Here is a 23,628-nt window from a genome sequence, read left to right on the forward strand (position 1 = left end):
AGCACGTCCATGGACCTCAGCGTGATGTTCTTCGGCGCCGACGACGCGGGCGCCGCCGGCCCGACCGGCGAAGCCGGTCATGCCGCTAAATACGATGACATACTGGCGATCACCCGGGCCGCCGACCGGCTCGGCTTCACCGCCGTCTGGACCCCGGAGCGGCACTTCCAGCAGGTCGGGCAGGTCTTCCCGAACCCGGCCGTGCTCAGCGCCGCGCTCGCCGTGGCCACCGAGCGCATCCACGTACGGGCGGGCAGCCTCGTGCTCCCCCTCCACCATCCGCTGCGCGTCGCCGAGGACTGGGCACTCGTGGACAACCTGTCGCGCGGCCGGGCCGGGGTCTCGGTGGCGACCGGATGGCATTCCAAGGACTTCGTGCTCGCCCCGGACGCCTTCGAGGACCGGCGCGCGCGGGCGTTCCGCGACATCGGGCTGCTGCGCAGGCTGTGGGCGGGCGAGGCGGTGGAGTTCACCGACGGCACGGGCGAGCGGGTGGCGGTGACGTCGCAGCCGCGGCCGTACTCCTCGGCCCTGCCGCTGTGGACCACCACCTCGGGCAGCCCGCAGACGTGGGAGGCGGCCGGGCGGATGCGCACGAACGTCCTCGGCGCCACCATCGGCCAGACCCGGGAGGAGCTGGCCGAGAAGATCCGCCTCTACCGCAAGGCCTACGAGGCGGCCCCGGATCAGGACGGCAGCCCGCCGAGGGGCACCGTCACGCTCATGGCCCACACCTACGTGGGCGTCACCGACGAGCAGGCCAGGGAGCGGGCGGGCGGGCCGCTCAAGGCGTACCTGAAGTCGTACGTCGCCCAGACCGCCGCCAACAACGACAAAAGGGCGGAGGCGCTCACGCCCGCGCAGCTCGACACGCTCACGGAGTTCGCCTTCCAGCGCTACCTGAGCTGGGGCAGCCTGCTGGGCTCGGCGCAGACGTGCCGCAAGAGCCTGGCGGACCTGGCCGAGCTCGGCTGCGACGAGGTGGCCTGCTTCGTGGACTTCGGGCTCGGCGCCGACGAGGTGCTCGCCGGGCTGGAAAGGCTGGCGAGCCTGTGAGCACGACCGCGGACCGTTTCGCCGCGCTCGGGGGCGAGCGCCGGGTGGAGCTGCTGCGCCGCCTCGTCCAGGCGGGCAAGCTCGACGCGATCCCCGACATCGTCCCCCCGCGCGACCCCGCCCAGCCCGTACGGCTCAGCCCCGCCCAGGAGGACCTCTGGGTGTACGAGTCGCTCTATCCGGACACGGCCGCGCTCAACCTGTGCTGCTCGTACCACTTCGACGCCTCGGTCGATCCGGCCGATCTGGAGGCGGCGCTGACCATCGTGCAGGAGCAGCACGACAGCCTGCGCATGCGGATCACGGGCGAGGTCGGCGACCTGCGCGTGGACTTCCCGGCCGCGGAGCCGTTCGAGCTGGAGCGGCTGGACCTGCGCGGCACGGGCGTGAGCCTGCGGGAGGCGCTGCACGCCTTCAGCCGCCGCACGTTCGACCTCGACGGCGGGCGGCTGATCAGGGGGCAGTTCATCACCGTGGACGACACGCGCTCCACGCTGGCGCTGGCGCTGCACCACATCGCGACCGACTGGTGGTCGTTCGACGTGCTGCACGGCGAGCTCACCGAGGCCTACCGCGCCGTCCGCGACCGCGTCCCGACGCGCCTGCGCCGCCCCGAGACCCAGTACGCCGACTTCGCCGGATGGCAGCGGGAGCTGGCAGCAGCGGGGGTGTTCGACGCGCAGCTCGACTGGTGGCGCGGCTACCTGGCGGACCCGCCCCGCCCCCTGACCGTCGGCCCCGGGACCGCGCCGCGCGGCGACTTCGGGGTCGAGCAGATCGCCTTCCGCATCGACGCGGGCACCGAGGCCGCCGTGCGCGCGCTCGCCAGGGAGCGCGGGGCCACGGTGTACGGGGTGCTGATGACGGCGTTCGCGGTGTTCGCGAACCGGCTGACCGGCGAGCCCGACCTGATCACGGGCACTCCTCTGGCCAACCGGTCCGCCAAGGGCCTCGAACGCGTCATCGGGTACGTCATGAACACCGTCCCCATCCGCTGGCGCGTCGGCGGCGACACGACGTTCGCGGAGCTGCTCTCCCGTTTCACCGCCGACTTCCCCCAGGTGCTCGCGAACGCCGACGTCCCCGTGGGCAGGATCGTCCAGGCCGTGGAGCCGGAGCGGGTGGCCGGGCGGTCACCGCTGTTCCAGTGGGTGTTCATGCACCTGACGCGCCAGGAGAGCGTGGCCAGGCTGCGCGAGATCGCCGTTCCCGAGCGCGTGCACACCGGCGGGGAGCACGACCTGATCGGGATCGTGCGCGACGGCGACGACGGGTTCGAGGCGAGCCTGGAGATCCGCACCGACCTGTACGAGCCCGAGGTCGTGCGCGAGTGGGCGGACGCCTTCACGACGCTGCTCGGCGCGCTGGTGTCCGCGCCGGACGCCCCGGTGGCGGCGGCCACGCCGGCGCGGCCCCGTGTCGAGGGCGCCGCCGTCGAGCTGCCGTACGCGAGCCTGCCCGAGCTGGTGGCCCGCTGGGCCGAGCGGACGCCTGACGCCGTGGCCGTGGAGTCCGACGACGAGCGCCTCACCTACCGGGAGCTGCTGGAGCGGGCCGACGGGCTGGCCGGGGCGCTGCGGGAGCGCGGGGCGGGGCCCGAGCGGGTGGTGGCCCTGGGGCTCGGCCGGTCCGTGGACCGGGTGGTGGCGATGCTGGCGGTGCAGCGCGCCGGTGGGGCGTACCTGCCGCTCGACCTGGACCATCCGGCCGAGCGCAGCGCGTACGTGGTCGCGGACGCGGGGGCCACGCTGCTGGTCGCGCCGCCTGACGTGCTGCCGGAGCTGGAGATCGAGCGCGTTCCGCCCGATGTTGCCGGATTTGTCGAGAAATTTCCTGACCTGGAGCCGCTGAGTCCCGCGTACGTGATCTACACCTCCGGCTCCACCGGCCGCCCCAAGGGCGTCGTGGTCGGCCACGCGGGCGTCGCGAGCCTGGCCCACTCGCTGGCGAGCGCCTTCGAGCTGGACGGCTCCAGCCGCGTCCTGCAGCTCGGCCCGGCGGCGTTCGACATCTCGGTGGCCGAGCTCTGCATGGCGTTCGGCTCCGGCGGGACGCTCGTCGTCCCACCGGACGGGCCGCTGGTGGGCGCCGAGCTGGGCGAGGTGCTGCGGGAGCGGCGGATCACGTTCGCGATGATCCCTCCGGCCGTGCTGGCCAGCGTGCCGCCCGGCGGCTACCCCGCCCTGCGCGGGCTGGCCACGGGCGCCGACGTGTGCCCGCCCGAGCTGGTGGCGGCGTGGGCGGGTACCCGCCTCTGGAACGCGTACGGGCCGACGGAGATCACGGTGGCCGCCACCGTGAGCGACCCGCTGGCCGCCGACGGCGCCCTCCCGCCGATCGGGCGTCCTGTCGCCAACACCCGCCTGTACGTCCTGGACGCCCGGCTGCGCCCGGTGCCCGTCGGGGTGCCCGGAGAGCTGTACGTGGCGGGCGCCGGTGTGGCCCGCGGCTACCTGAACCGGCCGGGGCTCACGGCCGAGCGCTTCGTGGCCGACCCGTTCGGCCCGCCCGGGGAGCGCATGTACCGCACCGGCGACCTGGTGCACCTGCGGCCCGACGGCCAGCTCCGGTTCCTCGGCCGCGCGGACGACCAGGTGAAGGTGCGCGGCGTGCGCGTGGAACCGGCCGAGATCGAGGCGGTGCTGACCCGCCACGAGTCCGTCGCGCGGGCCGCGGTGGCGCTCCGCGACAGCCGCCTCGTCGCCTATCTCGTCCCCCGCACGGGCGCCTCGTGCGACACCGCCGCCGTACTGGCCCATGCCGTGGCCGAGCTGCCCGTGCACATGGTGCCGGCCGAGTTCACGGTGCTGGACGCGCTGCCGATCACGTCGCAGGGCAAGCTGGACCGCGCCGCGCTGCCCGCGCCCTCCTTCCGGCCGCAGGCACCGCGCGAGCCGGTGACCGAACGGGAAGCGGCGCTGTGCGGGCTCTTCGCCGAGCTGCTCGGCACGCCCGTGGGGCCGGACGACGACTTCTTCCGGCTGGGCGGCGACAGCATCACCGCCATCCAGCTCGTCAGCCGCGCCCGGGCGGCGGGGATCGGCTGCACGCCGCGCGAGGTGTTCATCGCCAGGACCCCGGCCGCGCTGGCGGCGGTGGCGCGGAGCACCACGCGGGCGGTCGCGGACTCCCCGGTGGGCAGGTTCCCGCTGACGCCGATCATGCACTGGTGGCGCGAGCACGGCGGCCCGCTCGACACGTTCACCCAGTCCCTGCTGCTGCCGGTGCCCGAGGGGACCGGCGCGGAGCGGATCGAGGCGGCGCTGCGGACGCTGGCCCGGCGGCACGCCTCCCTGCGCATGCGCCTGCTGCGGCACTCGGACACCGACTGGGAGCTGGAGGTGCCGCCCCCGGACGAGCCGGTGCAGGTGCTCTTCACCCGTGCGGGCCCCACGGAGCCGGCGCCGCGGCTGGACCCCGAGCGGGGGCAGATGCTCGCCGCCACCTGGCTGGAACCCGACCGGCTGCTGGTCACCGCGCACCACCTGGCCGTGGACGGCGTCTCCTGGCGCATCCTGGGCCCCGAGCTGACCGCCCTCCTGCGGGAGGAGGACCTGCCCGAACCTGTGGGCACGTCGTTCGCGGGCTGGGCGCGGCTGCTGGCCGCCGAGGCCGTGCGGCCGGAGCGGGTGGCGGCGGAGCTGCCGGTGTGGCGGCGGCTCATCTCGGGGGACTCGGGAGACGACGCCGGGATCGCACCCGGCTGGAACGGACGGGGCGGGCCGCGGGCCACGCTCACCAGGACGCTCCCGCCGGACCTCACCGAGCAGGTCCTCACCGGCCTGCCCGCCGCCTTCCGCTGCGGCCCCGACGACGTGCTGCTCACCGCCGTGGCCCGCGCGGTGACGAGGTGGCGCGGCGGCACGAGCGTGCTCGTGGACCTCGAGGGACACGGCCGCGAGGCCCCCTCGGACGACGTCGACATCACCGGCACGGTCGGCTGGTTCACCACCCAGTACCCGGTCAGGCTGGACGCCGCCGGCTCCCCCGCCGAGGCGCTCAAGCGGACCAAGGAGCGGCTGCGCGCCGTCCCCTCGGGCGGCCTCGGCTACGGCCTGCTCCGCCACCTCAACCCGGGCACCGCCCGCGAACTGGCCGGGCTTCCCGCTCCCGACCTGCGCTTCAACTACCTGGGCAGGTTCGAGGGCGAGCTGGTCGGCATGCCGGACGCTCCCATGGCGTACGCGATCGAGCTGGACACCGTCGCCCACGCGGGACGGCTGGTGGCGAGCTGGTCGTACGCCGCCGACGCCGTCGGCGCGGAGCAGGTGGGGACGCTGGCCGGGCTCTGGTTCGACGCGCTGGCGGAGCTCGCGGGCCAGGCGGGCGAGGGCGGCGCGACCAGCTCCGACTTCCCGCTGGTCGAGCTCTCGCAGAGCCAGATCGACGAGCTCGAGGCCGACCTGGACGGCGACTGGTGAGCGCCAGGCTGGCCGACGTGCTGCCGCTCTCCCCCGCGCAGGAGGGCCTGCTCTTCCACGCCCTGTACGGCGGCGGCGACGCGTACGTCATCCAGGCCAGATTCGCCCTCGACGGCGAGGCCGACCCGGCGAGGCTGCGCGCGGCGGTGGAGGCCCTGCTCGCCCGCCACCCGAACCTGCGCGCCTGCTTCCGCCACAAGGGCCTCGACCATCCGGTGCAGCTCGTCCCGCACCGGGTGCGGCTGCCGTGGACGGAGGTGGACCCGCCGTCGGACGCCGAGCTGGAGCGCATGCTGGAGTCCGACCTGCTGCGGCCGTTCGACGTCACCAGGCCGCCGCTGGTCCGCGCCACCCTGGTCCGGCGGACGGAGCTGGTGCTGACCATGCACCACATCCTGGTGGACGGCTGGTCGATGCCGATCCTGGCCAGGGAGCTGGCCGCCCTGTACGCGGGCGGTAGCGCGCTGCCGCCCGTGCCCCCGTACCGGGACTATCTGGCCTGGCTGCGCGCCCAGGACGGCGAGCGGGCCGCGCGGGCGTGGCGGGAGTCGCTCGCGGGCCTGCCGGGGCCGACCCTGCTCAGGCCCGGCGCCGGCCCAAGATCCGAGGCGGCGAGCCTGCGGCAGGAGACGGTGGAGCTGGAGCTGACGCGCGAGCTGAGTGACGCCGTGCGCGAGCGGGCCCGCCGCGCGGGCGTGACCGTGAACACGCTGGTGCAGGCGGCGTGGGGGCTGGTGCTCGGGCGGCTGACCGGGCGCGAGGACGTGGTGTTCGGGGCGGTGGTGTCCGGCCGCCCGCCTGAGGTGGCGGGTGTGGAGTCGATGGCGGGCCTGTTCATCAACGCCGTGCCCGTGCGGGTCAGGACCGGCGAGCGGGATCTGCTCACCCGCCTGCAGGACGAGCAGGCCAGGCTCACGGCGTTCCATCACGTACGGCTCGCGGACGTGCAGCGCGGCACCGGCGAGCTGTTCGACACGCTGCTGGCCTTCGAGAACTACCCCCGCGACGGCCTGGACACGCCCGGCCTGCGGCTGACCGGGGTCCGGGACGCCACCCACTACCCGCTCACGGTCACGGTGGTCGCGGGCGAGCGGCTCTGGCTGCGCCTCGGCTACCGGGCGGAGCTGCTGTCCAGGGCCGAGACCGAGGCCGTCGCGGCCCGGCTGGTCAGGGCGTTCGAGGTGCTCGCCGGCGGCGGCGCGGGCGACGTGCTGCCTGCGGAGGAGTCGCACCGGCTGCTGGTGGCCTGGAACGGCACGGCGCGGCCGGCCGCTCGGCACGTGGGGTCGGTGCCGGAGCGGTTCGCGGCGCAGGCGGCCCGCACGCCGGACGCGGTGGCGGTCGAGCATGGCGGGCACACCCTCACCTACGCCGAGCTGGACGCGTGGTCCGACCGGGTCGCGGCCGGGCTGGATGTGGCGCCGGAGACGCCGGTCGCGCTGCTCATGGAGCGCTCGCCCGACCTGGTGGTGGCCCAGCTCGCCGTGTTGAAGGCGGGCGGCTGCTATGTCCCGCTGGACCCGGGGCAGCCCGAGGCGCGGCTGGCGTGGCTGCTGGAGGACAGCGGCGCGCGGACCGTGCTGACCCGGCTGGAGGCGGGCGAGGAGCGCTTCACGTCCCGACCGGCCGATCCGCGCTCGGCGGCCTACGTCATGTACACCTCCGGCTCCACCGGCACCCCCAAGGGCGTCGTCGTCACCCACGCGAACATCCTCGAGCTGGTCTCCGACCGGCGCTTCGCCGGCCACCGGCGGGTGCTGTTGCACAGCCCGCACACGTTCGACGCGGCCACGTACGAGCTGTGGACGCCGCTGCTGAACGGCGGCACGGTCGTCATCGCCCCGCCGGGCCCGCTCCAGCCGGACACGATCAGGCGGGGGCGGCTCAGCGCGGTGTGGCTGACGGCCGAGCTCTTCCGCACCCTGGCCGACCTGGCGCCCGACGCGCTCGCCTCGGTGGGCGAGGTGTGGGCCGGGGGCGACGTGCTGCCGCCGGACACGGTGCGGCGGATGTCGGCGCAGGGCGTGCGGGTCGTCAACGGGTACGGCCCCACGGAGACGACCACGTTCGCCACCAGCCACCCGGTGCCCTCCGGCTGGGCCGGTGACGCCGTGCCGATCGGCCGCCCACTCGACGGCACCCGCGTGTACGTCCTGGACGCACGCCTGCGCCCCGCCCCCATCGGCGTGGCCGGGGAGCTGTACGTCGCGGGCACCGGCCTGGCCCGCGGCTACCTCGGCCGGCCGGGCCGGACGGCGGAGCGGTTCGTGGCGGACCCCTTCGGGGAGCCGGGCGGCCGGATGTACCGGACCGGTGACCTGGCGCGGTGGACGTTCGACGGGGAGCTGGAGTTCGGGGGGCGGGCCGACGGGCAGGTGAAGATCCGCGGCTACCGGATCGAGCCCGGCGAGGTGGAGTCCGTCCTGGAGAGCTCCCCGGATGTGGAGCGCGCCGTGGTCGTCGCCGCCCCGGGCGTCTCAGGTCTCGGGAAGCGGCTGGTCGCCTACCTCGTCCTGGCTCGCGGCGGCTCGCCGGCGCGAGTGCGGGAGCACGCCGCCGCCCGGCTGCCCAAGCACCTGCTGCCCGACCGGTACGTCACCCTCGACCGCCTGCCGCTCACCGCGCACGGCAAGGTGGACCGCGCCGCCCTGCCCGACCCGGCGCTCCCCGCCCCGGCCGTCAGGGAGCCGGCGACGCCGCGCGAGAAGGAGCTGTGCGAGCTGTTCGCCGAGGTCCTGGGCACGGGGGTGGTGGGCGCGGACAGCGACTTCTTCGACTCCGGCGGCGACTCGCTGCTCGCCATGCGCCTCACGGCGGCCGTCGAGTCCAGATGGGGCATCCGTACGAGCATCGCCGCCCTGTTCGAGGCGCCCACCCCCGCCGGGCTGGCCGTGCGGCTGGACAGGCCGGCGACCGAGCTGGACCTGTCACCGCTGCTGACGCTCCGGCGGGAGGGCGACCGGCCGCCGCTGTTCTGCGTGCATCCCGGCCGGGGCATCGGCTGGTCGTACACCGCGCTCCTCCCCCATCTGGCACCGGGCCGCCCGGTCCACTCCCTGCAGTCGCCGGCGCTCCGGTCCGGCTGGGCGCTCCCGGGCAGCATGCGGGAGCTGGCCGAGGACTATCTGACGCGGGTCAGGGCCGTCCGCCCCGAAGGGCCGTACCTGCTGCTCGGGCACTCCTTCGGCGGCCTGCTCGCGTACGAGATGGCCGCCTGCCTGCGCGAGTCCGGGCAGGAGGTGGGGCTGGTGGCCTCGCTCGACGCCTTCCCGTGGCCGGCCGGCTTCACGGCGGAGACCGAGGCGCTCGAGCAGGAGGCGCTGACCATCCTGCTGCGCACCCGCACGCTGCACCCCTACGCCCAGCCGGGGCACCTGGAGCGGGACCGGGTGTTCGCGGCGGTGCGCGGCAGCGAGGGCCCGCTGTCGGGGCTGGACGACGGGCGGCTGTCGGCCGTGGCCGACACGGTGACCGGGCATCTCCGGCTGGCGGTCACGTACCGGCCGCCGCCCTTCGACGGAACGGTGCTGCTCTTCTCGGCCATCGCCCAGCCCGGCGGCGTGCCCTCGGCGGTCAAGGCCGAGCGCTGGGCGCCGGCACGCGTACGCGTCCACGATCTCGACTGCGGGCACAGCGACCTGCTCCGGCCGAGGCCCGCCGCCGAGATCGCCGGAGTCCTCGATCCGATCCTTCGGGAGTTCTGATGGTGCCGGTTGAGTACGAGTTCCCCGTGTCGCCCGCGCAGGCCAGGATGCTGGTGCTGGACCAGCTCAACCCCGGCACGGCCCAGTACAACGTGCCCGTGGCCTTCGCCGTGCGCGGCTTCTTCGACGTGCCGGCCTTCGGGGCGAGCCTGGAGGCGGCGGTCGCCCGGCACGAGTCGCTGCGCACGGTGTTCCGGCCGCGCGACGGGCAGTACGTGCAGGTGGTAGCCGAAGAAGCGAAGGCCGCGGTGCGGGTCGAGCGAGACGTGCCCGTGGGCGAGGCGTACGCGTCGATGGTGGCGGAGGCGTCGGCGCCGTTCGACGTGGCGGCGGGGCCGCTGCTGCGGTGCGTGGTGTACGCGCTCGACGACGGCAGCCACCGCGTCCTGCTGACCGCCCATCACCTGGTGTGCGACGGCTGGTCCCTGCGCGTCCTGCTCGGGGACGTCGCCGCCGCCTACCGCCGCCTGACCGCGCCGCAGGAAACGCCCGGCACGAGCGGCGAGCCCGGCGGCGACGAAGCGCCGCTGCAGTACCCCGACTACGCGGTCTGGCAGCGGGAGCGGCTGGACTCCCACGCGCTCGACGAGGCGGTCGCGTTCTGGGCGGAGTCGCTCAGGGACGCGCCCACGACCCCCGCGCTCCCCACCGACCGTCCCCGCCCGGCCGTGCAGTCCACCGCCGGGGGCGTCGAGCGGATCGCGCTGCCCGAGGACACGCGGGAGCGCCTGGCGAAGGTGGCCGCCGAGCGGAACGCGACGCCGTTCATGGCGCTGTTCGCGGCCTTCGCCGCCTTCCTGGCCAGGATCTCGGGACAGCGGGACCTCGTCGTGGCCACGCCCGTCTCAGGCCGCGACCACCCCGACGTCCAGGGCCTGGTCGGCCTGCTGGCCAACACCCTCGCCGTCCGCACGGACCTGTCGGGCGACCCGTCCTTCCTCGACCTGCTCGTCCGGGTACGCGACCGCTTCGTGGCCGCCCACCCGCACCAGGAGGCGCCGTTCGAGGCGGTCGTCCAGGCGGTGGCGCCCGGCAGGGAGCTCAGCCACGACCCCCTCGTTCAGGTGATGCTGGCCTTCGAGGACGACGCCGGCCTGCGGCTCGACCTGCCCGGCGCCGTCACCGAGCGCGTCGAGCTGCTGCTGAGCGAGGCCAAGTTCGACCTGCTCCTGACCGTCGAGCGCGATGGGGAGCGTCTGGCCGCGCACTTCGTGTACCGCGCCGACCTGTTCGCGCCCGGCACCGTACGCCACTGGGCCCGCGCCTTCGCGACGCTCGTGAACGGCCTGCTCGACCGGCCGGACCTGCCCGTCACCGCCGTCGACCTCCTGTCGCCCGAGGACCGCCGCCTGGTGCTCGGCAACTGGAACCGCACCGCGACCCCCACCGGCGGCCGCCTGGTCCCCGACCTGGTGGCCGACCGCGCGCTCGAACGCCCTGACGCGACGGCGCTGGTGTACGGCCGGACCTCGCTCACGTACCGCGACCTGATGGAGCGGGCGGACGGCCTGGCCGCCCGGTTGCGCGCGGCAGGCGTGGGGCCGGAGGTCCCGGTGGGGCTCTGCCTGCCCAGGGGCGCCGACATGGCGGTGGCGGCCCTCGCGGTGCTGCGCGCGGGCGGCGCGTACGTCCCGCTCGACCCCGGCCATCCGGACGCCCGGCTCCGGTTCATGGTGGCCGACGCCGGGGTCCGCCTGCTGATCGCCGCCGAGCCCAGGGACCTGGGCGTCCCGGTGATGCGGCCGGACGAGGAGGCGCCCTCGATCGGGCCCGTGACCGCGTCGGAGCCCACCCTCGACGGCACGGCCTACATCCTCTACACCTCCGGCTCCACCGGCACCCCCAAGGGCGTGGCCGTCGAGCACCGCGCCCTGCTCAACCTGGCCACCGCCGTACGCCCCCAGTTCCCCGTGACCGGGGAGGACCGGGTGCTGCAGTACGTGTCGTTCGGGTTCGACGTGGCCGTGTCCGACCTGTTCTTCGCCTTCGTGGCCGGGGCCGAGCTGCACGTGGCGGCCGAGTGCGAGCGGCTCGGCGAGGACCTGTACGCCCGGCTGCGCGACTCCCGCATCACCTACGCCTTCCTGCCCCCGTCGGCCGCCATGTCCCTGCCGTGCCCGCCCGACGCCCTCCCCGACCTGCGCACGCTGGCGATCGGCGGCGAACCGTGCCCGGCCGAGCTGGTCGAGCGCTGGGCGACGCCGTCGCGGCGGGTGGTGGACGCGTACGGGCCGAGCGAGACCACGGTCTACGCCACCACGGCCGACCTCGTGCCCGGCGAGCCGGTGGTGATCGGGCGTCCGGTGGCGAACGCGCGCGCGTACGTGCTGGACGGGCGGCTGCGCCCGGTGCCCGCCGGCGTGGTGGGCGAGATCTATTTGGCGGGCGCGGGGATGGCCCGCGGGTACGCCAACCGTCCCGGCCTGACGGCGGAGCGCTTCGTCGCCAACCCGTTCGGTGAGCCGGGCGAGCGCATGTACCGCACGGGCGACCTCGGCAGGTACGACGCCGACGGGGTCCTGTCGTACCTCGGGCGGGTGGACACGCAGGTCAAGCTGAGAGGGTTCCGGGTCGAGCTGGGAGAGATCGAGACGGTCCTGGCGGCGCACCCGGGCGTCTCGGTCGCGGCGGCGGCCGTACGCGGCGACCGGCTGGCGGTGTACGCGGTCCCGGCCCACGCCCCGGACGCGGAGGCGTCGGACACGGGAACACCGGGCGCGAGGGTCCCGGCCGCTGGGGAGCTGCGGGCCTGGCTGGGTGCGCGGCTGCCCGGCTACATGGTCCCCGACCTGGTGGTCTTCCTGGACGAGCTGCCCCTCAACCAGTCCGGCAAGGTGGACAGGTCCCGACTGCCCGACCCCCCGCTCACCCGCCCCGACCTGGACCGCCCGTACGTCGCCCCGGCCACCGCGACCGAGCGGCGGCTGGCGGAGGTGTGGGCGGAGGTGCTCGGGCTGACCAGGATCGGCACGCAGGACAACTTCTTCGACCTGGGCGGCAACTCGATCAGGCTGCTCGCCGTCCTGGCGGCCCTGCGCGAGCGCGGCCACGACGGCGGGCTCAAGCTGGTGGACCTGTTCAGGCATCCCACGGTCGCCGCCCTCGCCGCCCGCCTGGACGGCCCCGGGCAGACGGACCACGACGGGTCCAGGCGGCGCGGGCAGGGCAGGCGGGAGCGGATGGCGGCGCGCAGGAACGATCGGAAAGGCGGAACGGAATGACCGACGCACCGGCAGTGGCCATCGTGGGGATGAGCGGCCGCTTCCCCGGCGCCCGCGACCTCGCCGAATACTGGCGCAACCTGCGTGACGGCGTCTGCTCGATCGCCGACTTCGGCGAGGAGGAGCTGCTGGCGTCCGGGGCGGACCCCGAGGAGCTGCGCAGCCCCGGCTACGTGCCGGCCAAGGGGCTCCTGGCAGGCGCGGACCGGTTCGAGCACGAGCTGTTCGGCTTCAACGCCACGGAGGCGGCCGCGCTGGACCCGCAGCACCGGCTGCTGCTGGAGACGGCGTGGGCGGCGCTGGAGGACGCCGGGTACGACCCGCGCGGCGCCCCCGACGGCACGGGGGTGTACGTGGGCGGCGGGCCCACCGAGCACTCGGTGGCGGCCCAGGTCGACCGCCGGCTGCGCGCCCGGCTCGGGCCCATGCACGTGCGGATCTTCACGGACCGGGAGTTCCTGGCGGGGTGGCTGTCGTACCGGCTGGGGCTGACCGGGCCGAGCCTGACCGTGCACACCGGCTGCTCGACCTCCCTGGCCACCGTTCACGTGGCCGTGCAGGCGCTGCTGAGCGGCGAGTGCGACCTGGCGCTGGCGGGCGGCGTGTCGATCGACTCGCCGTACCCGCGCGGGTACCTGTACGAGCCCGGCGGCACCTACTCGCCGGACGGGCGCTGCCGCCCGTTCGACGAGAAGGCGGCGGGCATGGTCGGCGGCGACGGCGTCGGGCTGGTGGTGCTCAGGCGGCTGGAGGACGCGCAGGCCGACGGCGACCAGATCCACGCGGTCATCCGCGGCACGGCGGTCTCCAACGACGGCGCCGCCCGGGTGGGCTTCACCGCGCCCGGCGTGGACGGCCAGACGGCCGCCATCCTCGAGGCGTGGGCGGCGGCGGGGCTGGACCCGGCTGACGCGCAGTTCCTCGAGGCGCACGGGACGGGGACGGACCTCGGGGACCGGATCGAGGTGGCGGCCGCGGCGGCGGCGTTCGCCGGGGCCCGGTGCGAGCTCGGCTCCGTGAAGTCCAACATCGGCCACCTGAACGCGGCGGCGGGCGTGGCGGGGCTGATCAAGGTCGCGTTGATGCTCGCCCACCGCACGATGGTGCCCACGGTGAACGTCACCCGCCCGCACCCCGATCTGGACCTCGACGCCACCCCGTTCCACCTGCTCACCGAGACGAGGACGTGGGACGCTCGGGGGGCGCGCCTGGCGGGGGTTTCGTCGCTCGGCATCGGCGGCACGAACGTGCACGCCGTCCTCGAAGAGGCCCCGCCCGCGCACCGGCGCTCACTCACGCCCGCCGTGGTGCTGCCGCTTTCCGCGCGCACTCAGGCCCAGCTCTCCACCGCGGCCCGCCGCCTGGCGGCCGCGCTGCGGGAGCCCGGCGCGCCGTCGCTGGCCGACGTCGCCCACACCCTGGCCCACGGCAGAGCCGCCCTCGACGCGCGCGCCTACGTGGTCGCCGCCACCCACGACGAGGCCGCCACCGCCCTGGAGACCCTGGCGGCCACTCCGGCGGGGACCTCGACCGCGGCGAAGGACCCGCTGGGCGAGTCCTGGGTGGCGGGACAGGACGTCGACTGGCCCTCGGGCGGGCGGCGGGTCCACCTCCCCACGTACCCCTTCGCCGGAGACAGCCACGGCGCGCTCACCCTGAGCCCCCAGCCCGCCGCCACCTCCGAGCCGCAGCCGGAGGACCGGGCCACGGCGGTGACCGAGCTGTTCATGACCACCCTGGCGCTGTCCGCCCCGTCCGACCTGGACAGGACCTACTTCGCCGTCGGCGGCGACTCCCTCACGGCCGTCTTCCTGGTCAGCGAGCTGCGCGACCGCTTCGGCCTCGACATCCCCATCGAGACCTTCCTCCGCGAGCACCCCCTGAACGAGATCATCGCGAGAGCCCTGAACCCCGAGGACGACGACCCCCTCGGCGACCTCCTCGACGAGCTGGAGCAATGAGACCCGCGCCCGACACCGCCGCGATCGACGAGCTGGACCTCCTCGACCCCCGCCTCCACGCCGCCCACGACCTGACCCCCGTCTGGCGCTGGCTGCGCGCCAACGACCCGGTGCGCAGGCACGAGCGGTTCTGGAGCGTCACCCGGCACGAGGACGTCCTGCGCGTCGTGCGCGACCCCGCCACGTTCACCTCGCTGCAGGGCAACATGCTCCGCACCCTCCTGCGCGGCCACGACCCGGGCGCGGGCAGGATGCTGGTCGTCACGGACGGCCCGGCGCACACCCGCCTGCGCCGCCTGCTGACGCCCGGCTTCGGCCCCCGCACCCTCGGCCCCGTCACCCGCTCCATCACCGCCGCCACCCGCGAGCTGCTCGGCGCGCTGGTACGGCGCGGCGGCGGCGACTTCGTGGCCGAGGTGGCCGCCCAGGTGCCGCTCCGCGCGATCTGCGAGCTCCTGGGCGTGCCGGAGCAGGACCGGCAGCGCGTCCTGGAGCTGACGAACGAGGCCATGCTGGGCGAGGGCGACGGCAGCGGCGCCGGGACGGCCGCCAGGATCGCCCAGAGCGAGATCCTGCTCTACTACACCCGCCTGGCCGCCGAGCGCAGGGCGGCCCCGGGCGACGACGTCATCAGCCTGCTCGTGGCCGGCGGACTCACCGAGGAGGAGGTGCTGCTCAACTGCTACAACCTCATCATCGGCGGCGACGAGACCGCCCGGCTGGCGATGGCCGGGGGCGTGCTGGCGCTGGCCACGTACGGCGGGCAATGGGCGCGCCTGCGCGAGGACCCCGAGCTGGCCGGCACGGCCGTCGAGGAGATCCTGCGCTGGACCACCCCGGCGGCGCACGTCGGAAGGGTCGCCACGCGGGACGCCGAGCTGGCCGGACGCCGGATCGCGGCCGGTGACGTGGTGGCGCTCTGGACCGCCTCCGCCAACCGGGACGAGGCCGTCTTCGACGACGCCGACCGGTTCGACGTGGGCAGGAAGCCGAACCGGCACCTGACGTTCGGCTACGGCCCGCACTTCTGCCTGGGCGCCCAGCTCGCCCGCGCCGAGATCGCCGCCCTGCTGGCCGAGCTGCGCGCGAGCGTGCGGGCCATCGAGGTGACCGGCCCGGTGACCTGGCTGCCGTCGAACTTCATCAACGGCATCGCCACGCTGCCTGTCGCGCTGACATGAGGGGAACGGCTGGCATAACGTGAAGGTATGCCCGTCCAGCTGAACCACACCATCGTGCAGGCGAGAGACAGGGACGAGACCGCCGCGTTCCTCGTGGACGTGCTCGGCCTGGAGCCGGCTCCGGTGTTCGGGCCGTTCCGCGTCGTCACGCTCGGCAACGACGTCTCGCTCGACGTCCTCCAGACGGACGGGACCGTGGTGCCGCAGCATTACGCGTTCCTGGTCAGCGAGGAGGAGTTCGACCAGATCTGGGAGCGGATCAAGAGCCGCGGCCTGACGTACTGGGCCGATCCGGGCCATGGCCAGCCGGGGCGGATCAACACTCATGACGGCGGCCGCGGGCTCTACTGGTCCGATCCCAACGGCCACAACCTGGAGATCATCACGGTCCCGTACGGCGGCTGGAGTTAGGGAGCCAGGGCCTCCAGCGCCTCCTCGGCCCGGCGCATCGCCTCCTTGGCGTCGAGCGTGACGAAGTCGGGGTCGAAGCTGGGGTCGTGGAAGACGTCCGTCACGCCGGCAGCGGCCAGGTCGGCCACGTCGCGCCTGATCTTCTCGTACGTGCCCGACAGCGGCCGGTCGTCGTCCGCCCCGGGCCGCGTGACGCCGCGGACCACGAACCGGAACGCGGCCGCGTCCCGCCCTTCCTCCGCCAGCGTCGCCTTGATCAGCTCCACGCGCCCGGCGATCGCGGCCAGGTCCTCCCTGCTGGAGCTCACCCATCCGTCGGCCAGCCGCCCGGCGCGGCGGAGCGCGACCTCGGCGGTGCCGCCGAGCAGGATCGGCGGCGGCCCGGGCAGCGGCTTGGGGTCGATGTGGGAGGGCGGCACGCGGTAGAACTCGCCGCTGTGCTCGACCACGTCGTCGCTCCACGCCTTGCGCAGCACCTCGACGAACTCCTCGGCCCTGGCCCCCCGCCGCTCCATGCCCACGCCCGCGGCCTCGAACTCCTCCGGCAGCCAGCCCAGCCCGAGCCCCGCCGTCAACCGGCCGTCCGAGACCGTCTGCAGCGTGGCCAGCTGCTTGGCCAGCACCACCGGCTGCACGTACGCGTTGATGACCGCCACGCCCAGCCGGATCCGGCTCGTCACGCCCGCGAGGTGCGCCAGCGTGATGAGCGGGTCGTGCACGCTGCGGTACGTCGGCCCCATGGGATGCCCGACCGGGTACATGAGGCGCTGGAACGTCCACAGCTCGTGGTAACCGAGCTCCTCCGCCCGCGTGGCGACGCGGCGCATGTTCTCGGGAGTGGCCCACGGGCCTGACTGCGGAACTGCGAAACCTACTCTCATGCGCCCTAGTCTGACCGACGCGCATTCGTCCCATGAACCGACGGAGGATGGACGACCACGCGCCGAGCTGCCGAGGTCACGGCTTCCCGGCGCCCGGCGCAGGCGCCGGGAACGCCACAACGACTCCGCTGGGCTGCGAGGCGTCGGGGCCGCCCCAGTTCTGGCCGACGACGTACAAGCGTGGCTCCTCCCCCCGGCTGAGCGTGCAGGCGAAGGCCCCCCGGTCCAGATCCACCGTGGCCAGCACCTCACCCCCCTCACGCACGCGCACGCAGTGCCGGTTACCCACGTCGGCGTACCAGATCGCGCCTTCGGCATCCACGCAGATCCCGTCCGGATGGTCGCCTGGAGTCTCCGCCCACACCCGCCGCTTGCTGAGATCGCCGTCCGGCCCGATGTCGTAGGCCGTGAGCCGGTTGGCGTACGACTCGGCGACTATCAGCGTCCCGCCGTCCGGCAGGATCGCCATCCCGTTCGGGAACGCGAGGTCGCCGGCCACCTGACGGACGTGGCCGTCCGGCGTGACAAGGACGACCAGGCCGGGCGCGAACTCGCCGCCGGGAAAGTCGAAACCGATGGTGTTGACGTAGGCGTTGCCCCGGTCGTCGATCACGATGTCGTTCCACGGCTTCTCCGAGATCTCGGCGAGGTGCGCATGGGTGACCAGCGACCCATCGGACTCACGGCGCAGCAGCCGTCGCTGTGCGGAGTCCACCACCAGCAGCCGCCCGTCGGGGAGGAAATCGATGCACATCGGGAACGACGGAACGGTCGCCACCATCTCGTGGCTGCCGTCGGTGCCGAGCGCGATCACCTGGTTCGCGCCCCAATCGGAGAACCACACCCGTCCGTCGTGCCAGCGCGGCGACTCGCCGAACACGACTCCCTCCATCAGCACTTCGCATGCGCCCACGTCGGGTCTCCTCTCGTCGGTGGTAACAAAGACCCGACCGGCCGGCAAAACTCATCGCGATCCGGTCCCACAGACGCTGGCGCGATTCCGAAGTTGCCTTGGGGGCTGCGGGATCTGCCGATCGTCGGCAGCCCTCGCCCGGCCATCAGCCTCCGTGCCAGAGCCGCGCACCGCGCAGCCCTATCCGAGTCAGCAGGTGCCACGGCGGCAGGAGGTGGCGCCGTACGCCTACGCACGGCTGATTCGCGCCCTGTTCTCGAGTCCGACCACAACCACGCCCGCTTAGGCTCGGCCTGCTGGGCCCGCCTCGCTCGTCGCGCCCAGGTGTGCCGCAGCATGTACGGAGTGACCTTCGCCAGGATCCCGGCCATTCGAATACCGCCTGACCTAACAGCAAACTGCGGCGGCAGGACTGGATCCACGGCATCCTCCGCGCCCGGATGAAAGACATCCGCGACAAGCCGGACCATCGCGGGTCGGAGCCGATGCGCAAGCACAACCACAAGCGGCAGCGGCGGTGCATGGACAAGCGGCTGTGCCAGCTGTGCGGACAGCCGGCGACCGACCGACCCCGAGACGGGCCTGATTCCGTGGGCGCTGACCAAGGCCGTGCTCGAGCGCACCGGCCCAGACAGCGGGCGGACCGAGTCCCCCGACGTGCTGGACGTGTATCCCAAGGCGCTGGATGAGCTGCCTCTTACTTCATGTTGAGAGTGGGTGCCGCCCGCTGGAGCACCCTCGACACGGCAGGCGGCACGACAACATGTCCGAATGTGGACAGGCGATTCTTGTCAACCAGCGGCATGCGTGGACCGTCCCACAGCGCCTTCCCTACGTCTCAGGAGACGCAACATGGGCTACCCGTCCCAGCCGCAAGACCCGTACGGCCAGCAGCCGCCCCAGCCCTACGGCTACAGCGGTCCCCAACCGACGCGCGGGTACGGGTACCAGCCGCCCACCAGCCCGCCACCCCAACCGCCGCGACGCAACACCGGCCTGATCGTCCTCCTGGCGGTCGGCATCCCCCTGCTTCTCCTTGGGGGCTGTGCCGCCGTCGGCTTGGTCCTGTTCGACAGCAACAAGGACAGGGTGGTGACCAAGGCGGACTCGCCGAACATGGTCATGCCGTCCAAGCAGCCAGAGGCGAACCAGCCAGCCGCGACGGAACCCGCCCAGCAGCAGCCGCAGGAGCAGCCCAGGCAGGAGCCGTCCGCGGCGACAGTCGGGGGCGCCATCACCCTCGAGGGAACGGATCCGGGCCTGAAGATGACCGTGACGCTCACCAAAGTGGTCAACCCGGCCACCCCGGCGCAGGACTTCATGAAGCCGAAGACCGGCAACAAGTTCGTGGCCCTGGAGATCACGTTGGCGAACGCCGGTCAGGCCGTTTACAGCGACTCACCAACGAACGGTGCGATGCTGATCGATGGCGAGGGGCAGCAGTACCGGACCACGTTGTTCGACGTGCGGGAGGGACAGTCGTTCGGCGGATCGGCGACGATCAACATGGGGGACACACGTAAAGGTGTGCTCGTGTTCGAGGTTCCCGAAGGCGCGAAGCCGGCCAAGCTCCAGTTCGCGTTGAACAGCGGGTTCGCTGATCAAAAGGGCGAATGGACGCTGTCCTAGCGTTCCTTGGCGTGGTGCCTGCGCCGCTCATGTGTCGTGCCCTGGCCGCGGAGCTGACACGGCAGGGACACAAGTTGAGTGCCGATGTCGTCAGCGACCTTCTGAGAAAGATGCACGTCTCGAACTCCTGGATAGTGTCGACATCGGCAATTCCGCACCGACGTCCCATTCGAGCGACGGAGCGGCCGTTGCACGAGACGAGAGCTGACAGCCATGAAGTACGTGATCATGATCCACTCGAATCCGCAGCCGTGGGGGCACCCCACCAGCGACTACCTTGCGGCCCACCAGCAGCTGCCCGACGACGTGCGCAAGCGGCTGAACGCCGAATTCGAGCAGGTGATGTCCGAACTGCGGGCCAACGACGAACTGATCGGCGGAGAGGCACTCGGCGACCCTGCGGGCGCACGACTGTACCGGTGGCAGGACGGCTCTCCGCTGGCGAGCGACGGCCCGTACTCGGAGGCCAAGGAGCACCTGGCCGGGTTCTTCCTCATCGACGTCGAGAGCCAGGCCCGCGCGGAAGAGGTCGCCGCGAAGTTCGCCGGCCCCGGAGAGACGGTGGAGTTGCGGCCGACGATGTGGCCAGGCGGCGACGACCAATAGCGATCTCAGGCAGGTTGTGCGGTGCGGCGGATGCTGGAGGACGTGTGGCGTCGGGAGGCGCCGCACGTCCTCGGTGCGCTTGTGCGGAGGTACGGTGACCTCGGCGACTGTGAGGACGCGGCCCAGGAAGCCGCCGAGGCCGCTGCTTCTCAGTGGCCCATCGGTGGGGTTCCCGACAATCCGAGGGCGTGGCTGATCCGGGTCGCGTCGCGGCGCCTGATCGACCGGGCGCGGGCCGAGTCGGCCCGCGCCCGCCGCGAGGCGCAGGACGCCGCACGACAGCCGGATGACGCCGGCGTGGCGCCTGGAGCGGACGAGGTTCCCGCGAGTGAGGCGGACGACACGCTTCGCCTGCTGTTCCTGTGCTGCCATCCTGCACTGAGCAGGCCGTCGCAGGTGGCGCTCAGCCTGCGGGCGGTGGCCGGGTTGAGCGTGGAGCAGATCGCGGCCGCGTACCTGGTGCCGGTCCGCACGATGACCCAGCGCCTCAGCCGCGCCCGCGCGACGCTGCGTGGCGCGGGCGCACGGTTCGCGATGCCGTCGGACAAGGACCTGCCGGCCCGGGTGGCAGCTGTCCTCGACGTCTGCCACCTGGTGTTCACCGAGGGCTACACCCGCACCTCCGGCGGGACCCTGGTCGACGTCGAACTCGCCGAGGAGGCCATCCGGCTCACCCGTCAGGTGCACCTTGCATTGCCCGACCATGACGAGGTGTCCGGCGCGTTGGCGCTCATGCTCCTCACGCACGCACGGCTGCCGGCGCGGACCGACTCCGCCGGTGGTCTGGTGCCGCTTGCCGAGCAGGACCGCTCCCGCTGGCGGCGCGATCTGATCACCGAGGGTGTCGCGCTGCTGGAGCAGACGCTGCCGCGGGGGCACGTGGGCCGTTACCAGATCCAGGCGGCGATCGCCGCGGTGCACGCGGAGGCATCGACCTACCAGGCCACCGACTGGATGCAGATCAGCGTTCTGTACGACATGCTGAGCCGGGTCGCTCCCTCCCCGACTGTGACGCTCAACCATGCCGTCGCCGCTGCGATGGCCCACGGCCCGGCGATCGGCTTGGCGCTGATCGATCCGCTGCTGACCGATCCCGCGATGCGGCGGCATCACCGGCTGTACGCCGTACGCGCCCATCTGCTGGAACTGAACGGCGATGTGGAGGCCGCGGCCGAGCATTACCTGCGGGCCGCGCAGCTGACGAGGAGCCTGCCGGAGCAGCGCTACCTCAACCGGCGACTGCGTCGGCTAGGACACTAGACCGGCCTCGCTGAAGCGACCGCGCCGGAGCACACACGCCGGCGACGCTTAGGGGCATCGACTTGCACACGATGGCGCACGCCGGACGTGGGCGGCTGCCCTTACCGCAGGTCTGGCCGGAGGTTCGGCCCGATCCGATCATCGCGTCCGGCGGCGTGCACCGCCCATACCGGCAAATACTCTGTACGAGTGGGACTCGAGGACGATCTGGCGGGGGTCGCCGCGGCGTACGGCGGCGCGGGTGAGCCCGTGTTACATCCGACGCGCACGGATGTCGTGGTGGTACGCAGGGGCGAGGTCGTGGTCAAGGCGCACTCCGCGCGTGACGACGTGGAGTCGTTGCGGGTCCGGCTGCGCGCCGCCGCGTCGGCCGCGGTGAGCGGCGTGCTGCTGGCCCCGCTGGAGCCCGAGGTGCTGCGGGTGTCGGGCCGGGCGGTGACGGTGTGGCCGGCGGGCCGCCCGGTCGCGCAGGAGGACCCGGACTCCGCGCCGTGGGAGGAGGGGGCCAGGCTACTGGCCGGGCTGCACGCCGTGCCCCTCACGCTGCTGCCCGACCTGCCGGCCGCCGGTGGGCCTGCGCGGGCCGCCAGGGCGGTGGGCCGGATGACCGGCGACGGCCCCGTCGAGCAGCTCATCAGGCGGACCTTCGCGGAGCTCCCCGAGCCGGAACCGCTGCCCGCGCTGCTCACGCACGGCGACTGGCACCTGGGCCAGCTCGTCCACCGCGACCGCTGGCTGCTCATCGACGTGGACGACCTCGGCGTCGGCGATCCGGCGTGGGACCTGGCCAGGCCGGCCGCCTGGTACGCCGCGGGGCTGCTGGACCCGGCCGTCTGGGAGCGGTTCCTGGGGGCGTACCTGGCCTCCGGCGGGCCCGCGCTCGGCGCGGGCGACGACCCGTGGCGGCGGCTCGACCTGCCCGCCCGGGCGCTCACCGTCCAGCTCGCCGCCGTGGCCGTCGTCAACGCCCAGCGCGAGGGCCGGGAACTCGATGAGGTGGAGTTCTCGTTAGTCGAGGCGTGCAACAGAATCGTCCGAGCGTGACGGGGTTGCGCGCGGTAGGTTTCAACCCTGAAACCTTGAGCCAAGGAGAGCGACCTAGATGCAGTGCCCTAAGTGCCGCGGCAACATGCGGACCTATGAGCGCAACGGCGTCCACATCGAGCAGTGCGACAACTGCCGTGGGATCTTCCTCGACTACGGCGAGCTCGAGACGCTGACCCGGATGGAGTCGCAGTTCCACGCGGCTCCCCCGCCTCCCCCTGCCCCCGGTCCCGCCTGGGGCGCCCCGCACGGCGGCCACTACGGCGGCCACCATCACCACCACCAGCGCAGCTGGGTGGGCATGCTGTTCTCGACCTGATCGGAAAAGGCCGCGCACCGGTGGGGTGCGCGGCCTTGCGCCGTCCGGCGGCGTCAGGACGGGAAGTCGTCGGGATCGACCGGCGCGGTGCGGGCGTTGCCGCCCGAGATCGCGTGCAGCGTGATCCGCCAGTCGTGCCAGCGGATCTGCGTGGCGGTGAACGTCGTCTTGAACTTCACCGACTTCTCGAACTTCTCGAAGCTGCACTCGCGCGTGAACGCCTTGCGCTTGCCGTCCCAGTCCACGCCGTGCGTGAAGTAGATCTTGTACGTGCCGTCGCGCACACCCCTGACCTTGAACTTCGACTTCTTGCGCACGTACACGCTGAACGTCTTGCTCCCGCCCTTCACGACGGTGACCACGGCGTCGCGGGTGCCGCCGTTGTCGACCTCCAGCGAGCTGCGGCCGTTGAGCGTGCTCCTGCGGACGAACGAGCCGTTGCCCAGCCGCCTGTTCTCCTTCTTGCCGGCCTTCACGTCCACGATGTCGGCCGGGTAGCCGCCGGCACTCTGCAGGGCCTCGCCCGCCTTGTCGAGCGCGGCCAGCTTGTCGTCGAGGTCGGTGAGCACGGCCGACGACGTGCACAGGTTCCTGGCGCCGACCTTGCCCGCCGTGGAGCCCAGCGCGCTGGTGAAGTCGCGCAGGCTGGTCACGTACGCGTCGTGCTGGGCGCGTACGGCGTCGGGCGGGGCGAGGGCGGCCAGCGCGTCGGCGGCGCCGCTCAGCGCCTCCTCCGCACTGCCGACCCGCTCGTCCAGGGCCTTGACGCTGCGCGCGCCCGCCAGGGAGGCGATCGCGCCCGCCATCGCCTTGTGCCTGCTCTGGAGCGCGCTCTTGTACTCCTCCGCCGTCAGCGCGCTGGGGCTGGGGGTGCTCGTCTCCGTGCCACCGCCGCTGACGGGCGCGCCGCCGCCGTTGCCGCCGGCTACGCCGCTGACCTTCGACGCGCCTTCGGTCGGCGACGGTAAGGACGACGAGCAGGCGCCGAGCGTGAGTGCTGACAAGGCGAGAACGCAGGAGA

Annotated in this window: 15 protein-coding genes; 12 read left to right on the top strand and 3 right to left on the bottom strand. The window is 73.4% G+C overall.

Annotated features, from left to right (window positions below; all coding sequences use genetic code 11):
* The first annotated feature begins 9 nt into the window (after window positions 1-9).
* Genes AB0H84_RS18210 through AB0H84_RS18240 form a run of 7 tightly spaced genes read left to right on the top strand, consistent with a single transcriptional unit; the run spans window position 10 to window position 15,955 of the window.
* Window positions 10-1,056, top strand: a complete 1,047-nt coding sequence (locus AB0H84_RS18210; RefSeq protein ID WP_357604817.1) for a MupA/Atu3671 family FMN-dependent luciferase-like monooxygenase — start codon at window positions 10-12, stop codon at window positions 1,054-1,056.
* Window positions 1,053-5,477 (top strand): amino acid adenylation domain-containing protein, encoded by a 4,425-nt coding sequence (locus tag AB0H84_RS18215; protein WP_357604820.1) that lies wholly within the window; start codon window positions 1,053-1,055, stop codon window positions 5,475-5,477. The genes AB0H84_RS18210 and AB0H84_RS18215 overlap by 4 nt, the downstream gene beginning before the upstream one ends.
* Complete coding sequence (locus tag AB0H84_RS18220) at window positions 5,474-9,181, top strand: amino acid adenylation domain-containing protein (RefSeq protein WP_357604823.1); 3,708 nt, start codon at window positions 5,474-5,476, stop codon at window positions 9,179-9,181. Before AB0H84_RS18215 ends, AB0H84_RS18220 begins: the two co-directional genes overlap by 4 nt.
* Window positions 9,181-12,402 carry an amino acid adenylation domain-containing protein gene (locus AB0H84_RS18225; protein WP_357604825.1) on the top strand — a complete coding sequence of 1,074 codons (3,222 nt, stop codon included), beginning with the start codon at window positions 9,181-9,183 and terminating at the stop codon, window positions 12,400-12,402. The genes AB0H84_RS18220 and AB0H84_RS18225 overlap by 1 nt, the downstream gene beginning before the upstream one ends.
* On the top strand, window positions 12,399-14,363 hold the full coding sequence (locus tag AB0H84_RS18230; protein WP_357604828.1) for a beta-ketoacyl synthase N-terminal-like domain-containing protein: 1,965 nt from the start codon (window positions 12,399-12,401) through the stop codon (window positions 14,361-14,363). Before AB0H84_RS18225 ends, AB0H84_RS18230 begins: the two co-directional genes overlap by 4 nt.
* Window positions 14,360-15,544 (top strand): cytochrome P450, encoded by a 1,185-nt coding sequence (locus AB0H84_RS18235; RefSeq protein WP_357604831.1) that lies wholly within the window; start codon window positions 14,360-14,362, stop codon window positions 15,542-15,544. The genes AB0H84_RS18230 and AB0H84_RS18235 overlap by 4 nt, the downstream gene beginning before the upstream one ends.
* Before the next feature lie 27 nt (window positions 15,545-15,571).
* Entirely contained in the window at window positions 15,572-15,955 is a 384-nt protein-coding gene (locus AB0H84_RS18240; protein WP_357604834.1) for a VOC family protein, read from the top strand.
* Here AB0H84_RS18240 and AB0H84_RS18245 read toward each other — a convergent pair.
* Together AB0H84_RS18245 and AB0H84_RS18250 are read right to left on the bottom strand one after the other, a co-directional pair.
* Window positions 15,952-16,836 carry a TIGR03619 family F420-dependent LLM class oxidoreductase gene (locus tag AB0H84_RS18245; protein ID WP_357604837.1) on the bottom strand — a complete coding sequence of 295 codons (885 nt, stop codon included), beginning with the start codon at window positions 16,834-16,836 and terminating at the stop codon, window positions 15,952-15,954. The genes AB0H84_RS18240 and AB0H84_RS18245 overlap by 4 nt on opposite strands.
* 76 nt (window positions 16,837-16,912) lie before the next feature.
* Window positions 16,913-17,749: an SMP-30/gluconolactonase/LRE family protein gene (locus AB0H84_RS18250; RefSeq protein WP_357604840.1), complete on the bottom strand. Its 837-nt coding sequence runs from the start codon at window positions 17,747-17,749 to the stop codon at window positions 16,913-16,915.
* Window positions 17,750-18,841: 1,092 nt separating this feature from the next.
* Here AB0H84_RS18250 and AB0H84_RS18255 point away from each other — a divergent pair.
* From AB0H84_RS18255 to AB0H84_RS18275, 5 genes are all read left to right on the top strand, one after another.
* Window positions 18,842-19,378, top strand: coding sequence for a DUF4352 domain-containing protein (locus AB0H84_RS18255; protein ID WP_357604842.1), 537 nt, complete (start codon window positions 18,842-18,844; stop codon window positions 19,376-19,378).
* A gap of 213 nt (window positions 19,379-19,591) precedes the next feature.
* Window positions 19,592-19,984, top strand: coding sequence for a YciI family protein (locus AB0H84_RS18260; protein ID WP_357604845.1), 393 nt, complete (start codon window positions 19,592-19,594; stop codon window positions 19,982-19,984).
* Window positions 19,985-20,014: 30 nt separating this feature from the next.
* On the top strand, window positions 20,015-21,244 hold the full coding sequence (locus AB0H84_RS18265; RefSeq protein WP_357605058.1) for a DUF6596 domain-containing protein: 1,230 nt from the start codon (window positions 20,015-20,017) through the stop codon (window positions 21,242-21,244).
* Window positions 21,245-21,433: 189 nt separating this feature from the next.
* A complete protein-coding gene (locus AB0H84_RS18270) occupies window positions 21,434-22,288 on the top strand; it encodes a phosphotransferase (protein ID WP_357604847.1) in 855 nt (284 codons plus the stop codon).
* Between the two features lie 58 nt (window positions 22,289-22,346).
* Window positions 22,347-22,607, top strand: a complete 261-nt coding sequence (locus AB0H84_RS18275) for a zf-TFIIB domain-containing protein (RefSeq protein ID WP_357604850.1) — start codon at window positions 22,347-22,349, stop codon at window positions 22,605-22,607.
* A 53-nt stretch (window positions 22,608-22,660) separates the two neighbouring features.
* Here the strand turns inward: AB0H84_RS18275 and AB0H84_RS18280 are convergent, their stop codons facing one another.
* Window positions 22,661-23,611, bottom strand: coding sequence for a hypothetical protein (locus tag AB0H84_RS18280; RefSeq protein WP_357604853.1), 951 nt, complete (start codon window positions 23,609-23,611; stop codon window positions 22,661-22,663).
* Between the last annotated feature and the right edge of the window lie 17 nt (window positions 23,612-23,628).

This window comes from Nonomuraea sp. NPDC050786, from assembly GCF_040654115.1.
GTDB lineage: Bacteria > Actinomycetota > Actinomycetes > Streptosporangiales > Streptosporangiaceae > Nonomuraea.

Coding starts and splice junctions, on each gene's coding strand:
- AB0H84_RS18210 (WP_357604817.1), top strand. CDS start 10: ATGGACCTCAGCGTGATGTTCTTCGGCGCCGACGACGCGGGCGCCGCC.
- AB0H84_RS18225 (WP_357604825.1), top strand. CDS start 9,181: ATGGTGCCGGTTGAGTACGAGTTCCCCGTGTCGCCCGCGCAGGCCAGG.
- AB0H84_RS18230 (WP_357604828.1), top strand. CDS start 12,399: ATGACCGACGCACCGGCAGTGGCCATCGTGGGGATGAGCGGCCGCTTC.
- AB0H84_RS18235 (WP_357604831.1), top strand. CDS start 14,360: ATGAGACCCGCGCCCGACACCGCCGCGATCGACGAGCTGGACCTCCTC.
- AB0H84_RS18240 (WP_357604834.1), top strand. CDS start 15,572: ATGCCCGTCCAGCTGAACCACACCATCGTGCAGGCGAGAGACAGGGAC.
- AB0H84_RS18245 (WP_357604837.1), bottom strand. CDS start 16,836: ATGAGAGTAGGTTTCGCAGTTCCGCAGTCAGGCCCGTGGGCCACTCCC.
- AB0H84_RS18260 (WP_357604845.1), top strand. CDS start 19,592: ATGAAGTACGTGATCATGATCCACTCGAATCCGCAGCCGTGGGGGCAC.
- AB0H84_RS18265 (WP_357605058.1), top strand. CDS start 20,015: ATGCTGGAGGACGTGTGGCGTCGGGAGGCGCCGCACGTCCTCGGTGCG.
- AB0H84_RS18275 (WP_357604850.1), top strand. CDS start 22,347: ATGCAGTGCCCTAAGTGCCGCGGCAACATGCGGACCTATGAGCGCAAC.